Origin of the sequence: Pseudactinotalea suaedae (genome assembly GCF_009733815.1) — a bacterium.
In the GTDB taxonomy this organism is placed as follows: domain Bacteria; phylum Actinomycetota; class Actinomycetes; order Actinomycetales; family Beutenbergiaceae; genus Pseudactinotalea; species Pseudactinotalea suaedae.
Genome location: NZ_WNXY01000010.1, coordinates 1 through 13,572, shown reverse-complemented (window position 1 = coordinate 13,572; position 13,572 = coordinate 1). Strand labels below are relative to the sequence as shown.

The 13,572-nt window shown below is 72.1% G+C and carries 10 protein-coding genes; 1 reads left to right on the top strand and 9 read right to left on the bottom strand.

Annotation, left to right across the window (positions count from 1 at the left end):
• Positions 1–19: 19 nt before the first annotated feature.
• Positions 20–2,044, bottom strand: a complete 2,025-nt coding sequence (locus tag GPA04_RS16325; RefSeq protein WP_156225277.1) for an acyltransferase family protein — start codon at positions 2,042–2,044, stop codon at positions 20–22.
• Between the two features lie 261 nt (positions 2,045–2,305).
• Between GPA04_RS16325 and GPA04_RS16320 the strand changes: the two genes are divergently transcribed.
• On the top strand, positions 2,306–5,734 hold the full coding sequence (locus GPA04_RS16320) for a bifunctional proline dehydrogenase/L-glutamate gamma-semialdehyde dehydrogenase (RefSeq protein ID WP_241680861.1): 3,429 nt from the start codon (positions 2,306–2,308) through the stop codon (positions 5,732–5,734).
• Between the two features lie 32 nt (positions 5,735–5,766).
• On the opposite strand, the gene GPA04_RS16315 is transcribed toward GPA04_RS16320, so the two are convergent.
• From GPA04_RS16315 to GPA04_RS16280, 8 genes are all read right to left on the bottom strand, one after another.
• Positions 5,767–6,483 carry an NUDIX hydrolase gene (locus GPA04_RS16315; RefSeq protein ID WP_156225275.1) on the bottom strand — a complete coding sequence of 239 codons (717 nt, stop codon included), beginning with the start codon at positions 6,481–6,483 and terminating at the stop codon, positions 5,767–5,769.
• 9 nt (positions 6,484–6,492) lie between these two features.
• Positions 6,493–7,809: a tetratricopeptide repeat protein gene (locus tag GPA04_RS16310; protein WP_156225274.1), complete on the bottom strand. Its 1,317-nt coding sequence runs from the start codon at positions 7,807–7,809 to the stop codon at positions 6,493–6,495.
• Positions 7,806–9,005 carry an ATP-binding protein gene (locus GPA04_RS16305; RefSeq protein WP_156225273.1) on the bottom strand — a complete coding sequence of 400 codons (1,200 nt, stop codon included), beginning with the start codon at positions 9,003–9,005 and terminating at the stop codon, positions 7,806–7,808. The genes GPA04_RS16310 and GPA04_RS16305 overlap by 4 nt, the downstream gene beginning before the upstream one ends.
• Before the next feature lie 217 nt (positions 9,006–9,222).
• Complete coding sequence (locus tag GPA04_RS16300) at positions 9,223–10,080, bottom strand: DUF4097 family beta strand repeat-containing protein (RefSeq protein WP_156225272.1); 858 nt, start codon at positions 10,078–10,080, stop codon at positions 9,223–9,225.
• Positions 10,077–10,742 (bottom strand): LuxR C-terminal-related transcriptional regulator, encoded by a 666-nt coding sequence (locus tag GPA04_RS16295; protein WP_156225271.1) that lies wholly within the window; start codon positions 10,740–10,742, stop codon positions 10,077–10,079. The genes GPA04_RS16300 and GPA04_RS16295 overlap by 4 nt, the downstream gene beginning before the upstream one ends.
• Positions 10,730–11,965: a sensor histidine kinase gene (locus GPA04_RS16290; RefSeq protein ID WP_156225270.1), complete on the bottom strand. Its 1,236-nt coding sequence runs from the start codon at positions 11,963–11,965 to the stop codon at positions 10,730–10,732. The genes GPA04_RS16295 and GPA04_RS16290 overlap by 13 nt, the downstream gene beginning before the upstream one ends.
• Before the next feature lie 88 nt (positions 11,966–12,053).
• The gene (locus GPA04_RS16285; RefSeq protein WP_156225269.1) at positions 12,054–12,980 is read right to left on the bottom strand and encodes a DNA-3-methyladenine glycosylase family protein; all 927 of its coding nucleotides are present in this window, start codon (positions 12,978–12,980) and stop codon (positions 12,054–12,056) included.
• A 333-nt stretch (positions 12,981–13,313) separates the two neighbouring features.
• The coding region (locus tag GPA04_RS16280) for an integrase core domain-containing protein (RefSeq protein ID WP_156225268.1) at positions 13,314–13,572 on the bottom strand (259 nt) is incomplete at its 5' end.

The window sequence follows — 13,572 nt, the reverse complement described above, 5'->3', positions numbered from 1 at the left end:
TAGGTGAGCGCCAGCGGCGTCAGCTCCCGCCCTCGACCAGTGGCACGAGCTGCTCAGCCAGCGTCTCGGCGAGCGACTGAGCATAGGTATCCGTGATGTGTGTGCCCTGGCGCCACAGCAGTACGTTGCCGATCACCGGCACGCACTCCGCAAACGGGCAGATGCTCTCGCGGAGATCGATCAGGTCGACCTCCGGCACGCGTGCAGCGGCTGCCGTCTGTGTCGGGGCTGCGCTCGTCGCGACGGCCTGGTCGCGATCGAAGGTGCACGCCGCCAGGTGCTCGGGGTTCTCGGCCACGCACTCGTAGGCGTTGATCTCGGGTCCAGGGTTGTCGACGAGCACGACGACCTCGATCTCGTTCGCGAGGAGCGCGGTCCAGGACGCGACCAACCCCTCGACCATCGCCTCAGAGGTCGTTGACGTGGGGTCGTCCGGGTCTGCCAGCGCGAACGGTTCACCCTGGGAGGTCACGACGACATCGGGCGCAAGCTCAACTAGGGCAGCCTGAACGGCGAGGTTCCATCGGGTGCACGCCGTGTACGCGGCGCCTTGCAGCTGCTGGACCGCGGCATGGAAGCCACATGAGGACTTCGTGTATGACACGACCCGCCAGCCTTGCGTGTCGGCGATCAGCTCCAGTGCCGACTGCCACTGCAGGATCTTGGAGTCGCCGACGACAGCGATCACCACCTCGCTCTGCGGGTCGCCGTACTCGCATAGCACCGGATCGGGGGAGTCTGCCCGGACCTGGCAACCATCGGCATAGGCGTCGGGGAGATCATCGGGCGCATCCATGGCGTCGGGGATGAACCATGCGACGTCAGCGAGAGTCTCGACGGTCCCGTCACCACCGGTTGTCACGCCGTCGCTGTGCAGCACGGCGGCGCCAGCGGCGCTGGAAGGAGAGCTGGTCGTCTTGGGCGTCGCCGACGCAGCGAGCACCAGAGCCAGGCCTGCGACCACTCCGACGAAGGCTGAGCCTCCTCGGACCGAGTGCGAGATCCGGCGGGAGCGGCTCACATGGAGCACCGACTGGATCGGCTTCTCCACCAGCCTGTGAGTCACGTACGCGGGAACCATTGACGCCATGACCACCAAGAGACCGCGCTTCGCACCGAGCTCTCCCCACAGCGCGCTCGCGGCGACGAGCAGTGGCCAGTGCCAGAGGTACAGCGAGAACGCGAGTCCGCCTCCCCAGACCATGGGCCTCGAGGAGAGCAGCCTGCTCGCACCGGCAGTGCCGTTCGTGAACCCAGCGATGATCACGGCTGCGGTCCCGAGTATGGGCAGCAGTGCGCGATACCCGGGCCACGGAGCACCCGGCGCGACAACGAGCGCCGACACCGCCACGGCGCCGATCCCGGCCCATCCCACGATCAGGCCCACCCGCTGGGGCGCTCGGCGCCACACGGTCGAACCCGCGGCCACCAGCGCACCGATACCGAGCTCCCATAGGCGCGTCGTGCTCGCGAGGTATGCCGTGCTGGGGTGACTGTTCGTGAGGACGAGCGACAAGACGAACGACAGGAAGGTGATCACCGCAACGGCGAGGGTCAGCACAGCACGCAAGCGCGCATGTCTCCGTCGGCGTAGCCACCACACGACCACGACGAACAGCACCGGCCAGACGAGCAGGAGCTGCTGTCCCACCGCCAGCGCCCACAGGTGGTGCACCGGGGAGGCGCCGATGCTTGCAGCGAAAGGATCCGCGGAGCGTGCCGCGAGGCGCCAGTTCACGAGGCCCAGCGCGGCCGAGACGATGTCCGTCCCGAAGGTCCGCCATTCTCTCTCCGCCGTGGTCCAGGCGACGAGTGCCGCTGTGACGAGCAGGACCACGCCGACGGCCGGAAGCAGCCGGTTCGCACACCGACGGTAGAACCGGCGTAACGAGAGTCGGCCGGACTCCTCCAGGTCGTGGATCAGCAGCCCGGTGATCACGAAGCCCCCGATCACGAAGAGGACGTCGATCCCGATAAATCCTCCTGGCAGCTGGCGCACGCCAGCGTTGTGGACGAGCACCAGGCCGACCGCGATCGCGCCCAAGCCGGGAAGGCCAGGTGGTACGAGTGAGCGTTCGGCCGAGGTCGCCTCGTCAGGTGAGGTGGTCACGACTGAGGTTTCTCTGCTCTCACGCGATGGTGTTCGGACAGGGCGCGGCCTGCGCTGCGCAAGCACCGACCGATGACCTCACAGGTGGCCCACGGATCGACACGGGATCGTACCTGTGCGCATCTGGACACACGGCCCGGCGCGGGCATGTGCTCTTCGGTGAATTGCCTCCCATCGATGAGTCAGGATGGGTGCATGGTCATGACCCCAGCGGAAGAGGTAGTCGAGGACGCTGTCGTGCTCGCCCGGCGCTGGGCGGAGAGCACCGCCTCGCAGCAGACGACGGCGGAGCGCCGCACCGCCGGTCGTCTCGCCCGCCTCGTCGCGGACCCGGCCGGGCTCGACCTCGCCGTCCGGTTCGTCGACCGCGTGGCGCGGCCCGAGGACCGGGAGGTCGCGGCCCGGGAGCTCGCCGCCCTCGCCGGCGCCGCAAGCGCCGCGTCGTTCCTCTCGCCCGCGGACAAGGCGCTGCTCGGCGTCGGCTCGCGCGTGGCGACCCTCGCGCCCTCGATCGTGGTCCCGCTGGCGCTGAAGCGGCTGCGCCAGCTCGTGGGCCACCTCGTGGTCGATGCCGAGGACCCGGCCCTGGCCAAGCACCTCGCCGCCGCCCGCGCCGAGGGCTACCGCCTCAACCTCAACCTGCTGGGCGAGGCGGTGCTGGGGGAGTCCGAGGCCGCCGCTCGCGCCGAGCGCACCCGCCGGCTGCTCGAGCGCGACGACGTCGACTACGTCTCGATCAAGGTCTCCTCGCTCGTCTCGCAGATCAGCACGTGGGACACCGCTGGTACCACCGCACGCGTGCTCGACCGGCTGCGCCCGCTGTACCGCACGGCCGCCGCCGGCACCCCGCCGAAGTTCGTCAACCTCGACATGGAGGAGTACCGCGACCTCGAGCTCACGCTCGACGTGTTCGAGTCCATGCTCTCCGAGCCCGAGTTCGCCCAGCTCGAGGCCGGCATCGTGCTGCAGGCCTACCTGCCCGACACCCCGGCAGCGCTCGAGCGCCTGATCGCCTTCGCGCAGCAGCGCCGGGCACAGGGTGGCGCCCGCATCAAGATCCGCCTCGTCAAGGGCGCCAACCTCGCGATGGAACGCGTCGAGGCCGAGCTGCACGGCTGGCCGCAGGCCCCGTACCCCACGAAGGACGAGGTCGACGCCAACTACGTGCGCCTCCTCGAGCGCATGCTCCGCCCGGAGGTGTGCGAGGCCGTGCGCATCGGCGTCGCCTCCCACAACCTCTTCGACGTCGCGTTCGCCTCCCTGCTCGCCACGCGCCGCGGCGTGGCCGCCGCGATGGACGTCGAGATGCTCCAGGGCATGGCCCCCTCGCAGGCTCGTGCGGTCCGGGCCGACGTCGGCCACACCAGCCCCGTGATCCTCTACACGCCCGTGGTCGGGCGAGCCGACTTCGACGTCGCGGTCTCCTACCTCGTGCGCCGTCTCGAGGAGAACGCCGCCCCCGAGAACTTCCTGCACGCGCTCTTCGCCGGCGACACCCGCGACGGCATGGCCGACCAGGAGCGCCGGTTCCGCCGCAGCATGGCCGCCTACGCCACCACCGCGAGCGGTGCCCGTCGCACCGCGTCGCGGCCCGCGATCACCGACGTCTTCGCCAACACCCCCGACTCCGACCCCTCCGTGGCGCAGGTCCGCGCCGCCGCCGCGGCGGCGGTGCAGGCCGACCCCGGCGAGCCCACCTCGCCGGTGCTCGCCGACGAGGCAGCCGTCGACGGCGTGATCGCCCGGGCGGTCCAGGTCCAGCCCGGGTGGTCCATCCGTTCCGGCCGCGACCGCGCCCGCACCCTTCGTGCCGCCGCTGCCGCGCTCGAGACACGACGCACCCAGCTCATCACCGCCATGGCGGCCGAGGGCGGCAAGACCGTGGGGGAGGCCGACCCCGAGGTCAGCGAGGCCGTCGACTTCGCGCGCTACTACGCCACCTCGGCCGAGGGCCTGGACGACATCGCGCTCGCGGAAGGCTTGGAGCACCAGCCGGACCGCGTCGTGCTCGTCACACCGCCGTGGAACTTCCCGGTCGCCATCCCCGCGGGCGGGGTGCTCGCCGCGCTGGCGGCGGGCTCCGCCGTCGTCATCAAGCCCGCGCCGGCCACGCCGCGCTGCGCCGAGATCGTGGTCGAGGCGATCCGAGAGGCGCTGTCCGAGACCGGCGCCGACCCCGACCTCGTGCAGGTCGTGCGCGCCGACGAGGGCGATGTCGGTCGCGCGCTCGTCACCCATGAGCACGTCGACACGGTCATCCTCACCGGCGCCTACGAGACCGCGCAGCTCTTCATCGGCTGGCGCGCCGACCGACCCGGCGGCCCGCGCGTGTATGGCGAGACCAGCGGCAAGAACGCCGTCATCGTGACCCCGAGCGCGGACTACGACCTCGCCGTCGCCGACGTCGTCCGTTCGGCGTTCGGGCACGCCGGGCAGAAGTGCTCGGCCGCCTCGCTGCTCATCCTCGTCGGCTCGGCCGCCACCTCGGAACGGTTCCGGCGGCAGCTGGTCGACGCCGTCGCCTCGCTGCGGGTCGGCTGGCCCACCGACCTCGGCGCCGGCATGGGTCCGGTCATCGAGCCGCCGCAGGGCAAGCTCGCGGACGCACTCACCACGCTCGGCACGGGGGAGAGCTGGGCGGTCGAGCCCCGTCAGCTCGACGAGACGGGGCGGCTCTGGTCACCCGGCGTCAAGGCCGGCGTCCAGCCCGGCTCACCGTTCCATCTCACCGAGTACTTCGGCCCGGTCCTCGGCGTGATGACGGCGACCGACCTCGATCAGGCGATCGCCTGGCAGAACGCCGGCACCTACGGGCTCACCGGCGGTCTCCACAGCCTCGACGAAGCGGAGATCGACCACTGGCTTGACGCCGTCGAGGTGGGCAACGTCTACGTCAACCGCCACACGACCGGTGCGATCGTGCAGCGGCAGTCCTTCGGCGGCTGGAAGCGCTCGGCCGTGGGCCCTGGCGCCAAGGCGGGCGGCCCGAACTACGTCGCCCAGCTCGGCACGTGGTCCGAGGCAGGGCGTCCGACGGCGGTGGGCGAGGTCGGTCCGCGTGTCGCGGCGATCCTCGGTGCGGCCCGTCGCTGGGTCACCGACGCCGACCATGCCTGGCTCCGCGATGCCGCCGCCTCCGACGCGCACGCCCGCGACCACTACGCCACCGAGAGCGACCTGAGCGGCCTGCGCGCCGAGGCGAACGTGTTCCGGTACCGACGCCTGCCCGGCCTTCAGGTCCGGGGCAGCGCCGACGCCGGCATCCCGGCCCTGCTGCGGGTGCTGCTGGCCGCCGAGTGCGCCGGTGTCCCGGCCGAGGTGAGCATCTCGCCCGAGCTCGCGCTGCCCGAGCAGATGGCCGCCTGGGCCGACGCGCAGGAGTGGCGCACCGAGACCGACGCCGAGCTCGGCGCCCGGATCGCCGGTGGCGAGGTCCGTGGTCGGGTCCGGGTGGTCGGCGACGCGACCGCGCTCTGGTCCGCGACGCTCGAGGAGGGCGCCGACGTCACGCTCCTGGCGGGCGAGGTCGTGGCCTCGGGGCGCCGTGAGCTGCTCACCGTCCTGCGCGAGCAGGCGATCAGCCGCACCATGCACCGGTTCGGGCACCTCAGCGCGCGCAGCTGATCACGCGGCGGCGGGCGCCGCGCGCGTGCCGGTCAAGGCTCGCGCAGGTGGCTGCCGCGGGCCTCGGCCATCGTCATCGCGTGCACGCGCTCGCGCGGCCACGGCCGGGTCCAGCCCAGCTCGGTGAACAGGTGGTCCAGCAGGTTGCCCGTGAAGCCCCACACCCAGCCCGAGGCCAGCTCGAACCCGGCGCTGCGATTGCCCGCGATCGTCACGGTCGCGCGATGGGCGGGGTCGAGCAGGTGCGCCACCGGCACCCGCAACGTGTGCAGCACCTCGCCGGGGGTGATGTCGCTGACCTCGTCCGGTGCGTCGGTCCAGCCGAGCACCGGGTGCACCACGAACCCGCTGATCGGCACCAGCACCGGGTCGAGCTGGGCGAGCACCTCGATGTAGCGGGAGGGCAGCCCGATCTCCTCCTCGGTCTCGCGCAGCGCGGCCTCGACCTCGGTCTCGCCCTTCTCCAGGCCACCGCCGGGGAGCGCGATCTGCCCGGGGTGCAGCCGCAGCAACGGGGAACGCTGCACGAGGAACAGGTCGAGGGCGTCGCTCACCCCGTTGGTCGCAGCCGCCCGCCGATCGGTGGGCGTGAACAGCGCCAGCACCGCCGAGGCACGGTACCGCGTGGCGCGGCCGGCGTCGTAGGCATGGATGCCGCCCAGGGGGTTGATCCCGCCGGCGACAACCTCCGCGACGAGGCTCTGCAGCGCTTCCCGCCCGGGATGGGCGGGATCCACGGTCGAGCTCACGGCACCAGCCTACGATCTCGTCGCGGCGTCGTGCCGTGCCAGCGGGATCGGGCTCCGGCCACCGAACGCCGCCACCCGCTCCCAGAACCACGCGGACAGGTTCGGTGCCACCAGGACGTCGTCGGCGCCGGTGCGCCGCATCCTGAGGCCGTCCATGGTCACGATGAGGTAGCTGCCCTCGTCGTCGGTCATCACCTGCGAGTAGTAGTCGGTGGTCGTGCTCTGCACCCACTGGGCGTGCGCCTCGGGCTCCGCCTCGATCTGCTCGTCCATCGCCGCGATCTCGGTGCTCGACATCAGCCGGAAGGCGCGGTCGAGGCCCCACAGCGCCCCGGTGCCGGGCTCCTGGCCGTCGTGCCACGCGGCGATCTCGCGCTCGCCCGCGGACTCCCGGGCCGCCGCCTCCTCCAGCGGTGGCCGCAACGCGGCACGGAGCTCCGCGGGCATCACGTCCTCGAGCGCCGCGAGCGCGGAGGCCAGGTCGGTGCCGAGCAGCTCGTCACGCTTCTGGCCCCAGACCCACTCGACCACGCCGGCCGCGTGGATGTCGGCGAGCGAGACGTCTCCCCGCTCGACCACCGCCTGCCACTCCCGGAGCACGGTGAGCACCGACGCCGCCATGCCGTCGGTGGGGTCCAGGCGCAGCATGCGCAGCGTGAGCTCCTCGGCGTCCTCGAAGCGACCCGCGCGCATGTAGGCCCAGGCGAGCGGTCCGCCCACGATCTCGGAGGAGGGGTCGGCCGCGATCGCCTCCTCGGCCGCCGGGATGAAGCGCTCGGCGGGCGCCCAGCTCTGCATGAGGTAGATCGTGCGGGCGGTCAGCGCGTGGGGCAGGCTGTCGGCGTCGGTGCGCGCGCACAGCGTGACGCCGTCGTCGAGAAGCTGCCAGCCGTCTTCCAGGTCACCGGCCATCGCGGTGGCCACGCCGAGCGCGAGGACGTCCAGCCACGACTCCTGCTCCTCGGCGAGGACGACGTCGGCCCATCGTCGCGCCTCCTGGTAGCGGTACGCGTACTGCTCGAGGTCGCGCAGCTCGCGGGCGGCGTCCACGAAGAAGCGGTCACGCTGACCGACCACGCTCAGCAGCAGCTCGCGGGCCTCGTCGAGCTCGTCACGCGCCTTGAGGTGCATGGCGAGCAGGATCCGGATGCCGTTGCGACCCGGCTGCTGGGCGAGCACGCGCGTCGCGAGCCGGCCGATCTCGGGGTGCGTCGGCTGGGCGTCGAAGAGCTCCCACGCCACGTCGACGTCCCGCTCGGTCGGGTCGACCTCCTGCTCGACGCGGACGTCGTCCGGACCGGTGGGGTTCTCGCCACCCGCGCTCATCGCATGCCCCGCCTCACGCGGTAGCTGCGCAGTTGCTCGAACGTGCCGTCGTCGACGCCGTACTCGAGCACCGGCGCCACCTGGTCGAACCACGACGTCGTCGAGGGCGTCACGTCGGCCGCGACCGCGAGCAGTGCCTCGGTCGTGACGGGCACGATCCTCCCGCTCGCCATCGAGGCGGTCAGCGCCTGCTGCAGCGCGACCTTGACCACGTGGGCGATGTCGGCGCCCGAGAATCCTTCGGTGGCCGCGGCCACCCGGGCGAGGTCGACGGCGTCGGTCGGCTTGCCCTCGAGGTCGCCCTGCAGGATCGCGGCGCGCGCCACCGCATCGGGCGGCAGCACGAGGACGGTCTTGTCGATGCGGCCGGGGCGGCGGAGCGCGAGATCGATGTCCCAGGGCCGGTTGGTGGCAGCGAGGAAGTACACCCCGTCGTTGACGCTCGAGACGCCGTCGAGCTCTTCGAGGAGCTGCGTCACGATCATCCGCATCGCCTGCGACCCGCCGCCGCCGGAAGTCCGCCGCGCGCCGAGCGCGTCGAACTCGTCGAAGAAGATCACGCAGGGTGCCGCGGCCCGGGCATGGCGGAACACGCTCCGGATCGCCTTCTCGCTGTCGCCGATGTACTTGCTGACCAGCTCGGCGAGGGTGACGTGGATGAAGGACGCCCCGAGGTCGCCGGCGATCGCCCGGGCGATGAACGTCTTGCCGCACCCGGGCGGGCCGTACATGAGGAGGGAGCCGCCGGGAGTCTGGCCGAACGCTGCCGCCAGCTCGGGGTTGCGCAGCGGTGCGAGGAACGTGGAGTCGAGGTGCTGCTTGACCTCGGCGAGACCGGCGACGTCGGCCAGGGTCACGTGCGGTCGCTCGGCGTCCCACATCCCCGGCGCGGGCGCCTCGTCGGCGTCGTCGTCCACGTCGTTCACGTGGGGCGCGGGGATCGGTGCGGGCTCGCTCGCGCGCTCGCTCGGGGCTGCCGTGGCTCCGCCGCGCAGCCGACCCGCCATGACCCGGGCCCGCAGCACCCGCACCCGTGCGGCGTCGCCCCCACGTGCCTCGAAGGTGGCCAGCTCCGCTGCCGCGCGATCAGGGTCCGACTGCAGCAGCAGCGTGATGAAGTCCTCCAGCAGCCCGAGGTTCTGCGGGTCGTTGCGCACCTCGGTCTCGATCACCTCGAGGAAGTCGTCGTCGGCCATCTGCTGCCCTCCCGTCACCTGCTACGACATCGGGGCGATGTCCCCCGCCGCAAGCCTACGGTTTCACCGCACTCTCGCCCGACCTCCGATTTCAACGCACTTTCGCCCCCACCCCGGTTTCACCGCACTTTCGACCAGACCCCGATGTCACCGCACCGCTGGCCCAGTGGCAGGTGTGCAGTGAGATCGGGTCCTGGCTGGCGCAGGGGGCGATCGGTCAGTCGCTGTAGCCGATGGTGGCGTCGCCGGCGCTGACCTGGACGTGGAGCAGGTTCGGTGAGCTGGGATCGGTCCGGACGTCGATGGTGCGGTCACCCGCTGAGACGTCGCCGCTGACGGCGTACTCGGCGTCGGGGAGGTCGAGCACCGCGTCACCGGCGCTCACCTCGACCGTGGTGCGGGACGGCGGCGCTCCGGTGACGGTCCCGGTGAACCGGCCGGCGCTGACGCGTGCGTCGATCTCGTCGGGGCCTTGGGTCACCACCGTGGCGTTGCCGGCGGAGACCTCGACGTCGAGGGAGGTGCTGGCGCCGATGAAGGTGAGGGACCCGGCGGACACGTCGATCACGACGTCCTGCAGGTCGCCGTCGACGCTCATCTCCCCGGAGCTCACGTCCAGGTCGGCCGCGACCGTGCCCTCCAGCTCGCTCGGCAGCACCAGGTCGGCGGTGGTGCGCGAGCTGCCGAAGTTCGGCCAGAAGAACCACCAGCCGTCGTCCTCGCGCACGACCAGCCGGCCGTCGTCGACCTCGAGCCGCCAGTCGGTGTTGTCGCGCCAGCCGCTGCCGGTCACGTCCAGCTGGGCCTCGTCGACGTCGGCGAACGTGACCGTGAGGTCACCGGCGGAGACGCCGATGTCGAGCGAGGTGACGCCCTCGACGTCAGCCGTGTAGCTCGCGCTGCGGGTGCCGCTGCCGGTGCTCAGGCCCAGGCTCACGGCCTGCAGGACGACGATCCCGACCAGGATGACGCCGGTGATGGTGACCAGCGTCGCGACCCAGCTGGTGCGCCGGGGCGGCGAGGGCGGCGGTGCGTCGATCGGGGCGTCCTCGGTGGTGCTGATGTCGGTGGTCATCGCGGTTCCGTTCCGGCGTGGGAGTTCAGGTGGGCGAGCACGGCCAGCACGCGGCGGTTGCCGGCGGTGCCAGGCTCGAGGTCGAGCTTGGTGAACAGCGAGGAGATGTGCTTCTCGACGCTGCCCTCGGAGATGAAGAGCGAGGAGGCGATCGCCTGGTTGGAGCGGCCCTCGGCCATCAGCCCCAGCACCTGGGACTCGCGCTCGGTCATCCGGGACAGCTTGCTGTCACGGTGCCTGCGGGTCAGCAGCTGGGCGACGACCTCGGGGTCGAGGGCGGTGCCGCCGGCGCCGACGGTCTCGACGCTCGCGAGGAACTCCTCGACGTCGGCCACACGGTCCTTGAGGAGATAGCCGAGACCGCCGGTGTTGGCCGCGATCAGCTCGGTCGCGTACCGCTCCTCGACGTACTGGCTCAGCACCAGCACGGCGAGGTCGGGGTGCGCCGCACGCAGCCGGAGCGCGGCACGGATGCCCTCGTCCGTGAACGTCGGCGGGAGGCGGACGTCGAGGATCGCCAGGTCAGGCTGGGTGGCGGCCACCTCGGCGTCCAGGCGTGAGGCGTCCGGGAGCGCGGCGACCACCTCGTGGTCGCTGTCGGCCAGCAGCCGCACGATGCCCTCGCGGAGCAGGACGGAGTCTTCGCAGATCAGGATGCGCACGGGAGGCTCGCTTCGATGGTGGTCGGCCCGCCGGCCGGGCTGGTCAGGGAGAGGGCGCCGCCGGCGGCGGCGACGCGGTTGGCCACGCCGTCGATGCCGCCGCCGGGCACGCGCCGGGCGCCGCCGTTGCCGTCGTCCTCGATGCGGGCCCAGATGTTGCCGCCCGGTCGGCGCATGATCGTGACCCGGCAGGTGCGTGCCTCGGAGTGCTTCGCGGCGTTGGTGAGGGCTTCGGCGACCGCGAAGTACATCGCCGCCTCGACCTCGCGCGAGCACCGGCCGTCGAGCTGCACGTCCAGGTGCACGGGGATGTGGGAGCGCGCGGCCAGTGCCGACAACGCGGCGTCGAGCCCGCGGTCGGAGAGCACGGCCGGGTGGATGCCGCGAGCGAGCTGGCGCAGCTCGGTGATCGCGGCCTTGGTCGAGGTGTGTGCCTCGTCGATCAGCGCGGCTGCGGCCTCGGGGTCGGAGGCGAGCTTCGAGCGGGCCATGCCCAGGGTCATGCCGACCGAGACCAGGCGCGGCTGGACGCCGTCGTGGAGGTCGCGCTCGATCCGGGTCCGCTCGACCTCGGCGGCGCGCATCGCCTCGTGACGTCGCTGGGTGGCGGTCTCGGCTCGCTGGGTCAGCTCGGCCTCGCGGGAGGGAACCATGAGCGAGGGCGAGATCGAGCGGTGCGCGAGCGTCATCAGGTAGACGCCGACCGCTCCGATCAGCATGCCGGCGAAACCGATCCCGATGGCGGTACCCCGGCCGGTCTCGAGACCGAACCAGGGTGCTGCGTAGACCTCGGCGGAGGTGAGAGCGCTGGCGATCCCGAACGCGGCGCCGGTGAAGGTGACCTGGAGCAGCCCGAGCGTCACCAGCCCGAGCAGGCCGATGATCACGAAGTGCAGCAGGCTGCGCAGGTTGGTGCGGTCGGTGACCTGCAGCCACAGCGTGTGCGGGATGCGCAGCCAGTCGGTGCGGGGGGAGCGCGGCATCCGCCGCACGGGGATGTCGAGACCGAGGAGGGAGGCGACCCGCTGCTCCTCGAACCAGGCGATCCACCAGATCCCGAGCGCCGCCGCGGCCAGCGCGAACACCCCGAGCCCCAGGGCGAACAGGCCGCCTATGCCGATGCCGATCGCGCTGCCCAGGAGTGCGACCGCGATCGGGCCGGCGAGGCCGAGTGCCGCGAGGTGCAGCGCGATGGCCATCGTCTGGCCCAGTCGTCGTGTCATGGGACCACGGTAGGAGCGGGCGGTGCCGCGGCGACATGGGGCGGGCCAGATCGTTGCCGGGGGATAGCCCCCAGCGGCTGCCCGCCGCTCATCGCGGGATCGGCAGATGCGTGCGAGGCGCCATCCTGGGTCCGTGCCGCGGGCGGTGCACGCCACCGAGCTCGATCAGCCGCTGCACCCGGTGGCGGTGCGGTGCGTAGGGCGCGAGCAGCTCGGCCATGCCCGCGTCGTCGGTGGGCTCGCCGGTCAGCGCGTAGCCCACGTTGCCGGCGATGTGGAAGTCGCCGAAGCTGACCGCGTCGGCGTCGCCGAGCACGCGGGAGCGTACCTCGGCGCTGGTCCAGACGCCGATGCCGCGGATCGTGCGCAGGCACCGGTCGAGCTCGTCGGCACCGCGGCGGCCGGCGCGCTCGAGCGCCGAGGCGACCTCGGCGGCGCGCAGCAGCGGTGCTGACCGGCCATGGTCGATGCCGAGGCGCAACCACTCCCACGAGGGGATCGCCAGCAGCTGCGCGGGGGTGGGCGGCAGGCGCAGCCGCAGCTCGGCCGGCGCGTCGGGTGCGGGCTCGCCGAACCGTTGCACGAGCCGTCGGTAGCCGCTGAACGCCTCGGCTCCGGTGACCTTCTGCTCGATGATCACGGGTACGAGCGACTCCATGACGAGCCCCGACGCCCCGATCCGCCAGCTGGAGAACCGTCGCCACAGCCGGGCCACGATCTCGTGACGAGGCACGAAACCGGCGGGGTCGTCGTCGGCGCCGAGCATCCGGGGGAGTGCCTCCAGAGCCCACTCGGCACCCTCGCCCCAGGCGCGGGCGCGGATCTCGCCGTCGTGCAGCGGGGCGACCGCCAGCGTGGCCGTACCCGCGGGTGTGCGGATCGCCCGCCAGATCGTGCCGGCACCGTCCGCGCGAAAGGTCGGGTCTCCCGGTCCGTGCCGCAGCGGCGCGAGCACCAGCCCGGTCGGGCAGGGCCACGCCGGCCGCCACCTCCGCACCGCCGCTGTCCCCACCATGGCAGCGTACGCGCGGGACGTCGCTACCAGCGGTGGACGCCGTGGCCGGCCTCAGTGGTCGGCTCCCGTGGCTGGTTCCTGTGGCTGACTCCACTGGTGGTCCTCGTGGTCACCCCACACCGCCACACCGCCGACCCCAGCGGTGCGTCAGCGACCACCCAGCTGCAGGGGTGGTGACTTAGCGCCCACTCAGCTGCAACGCCGGTGACTTAGCGCCCACGCCGCGCCTGCGGATGGGCTCTATCTCACCGACACCTGCGGAAAGTGGGCGCTATCTCACCGGCGTGTGCAGGGAGTGGGCGCTATCTCACCGGCGCGCGCAGGGAGTGGGCGCTAAGTGTTCTGGCTCATGACGTTGGTGACGCCGGTGCGTAGTCGTGAGGCTGGGGGTTGGTCGCCGGCGGCGGTGTGGGCTCGATGGTAGTTGTAGTGGATGTTCCAGGTGCCGATCGCGGCGGCTCGTTCGGCTTCTGACTCCCAGGCGCGGGAGTAGAGCAGCTCTTCGGCCAGGATCCGGTTGTAGCGCTCGACCTTGCCGTTGTGGCGGGGTGTGTAGGGCCGGGTGCGCTGGTGCCGGGAGGCGCTGGCCAGG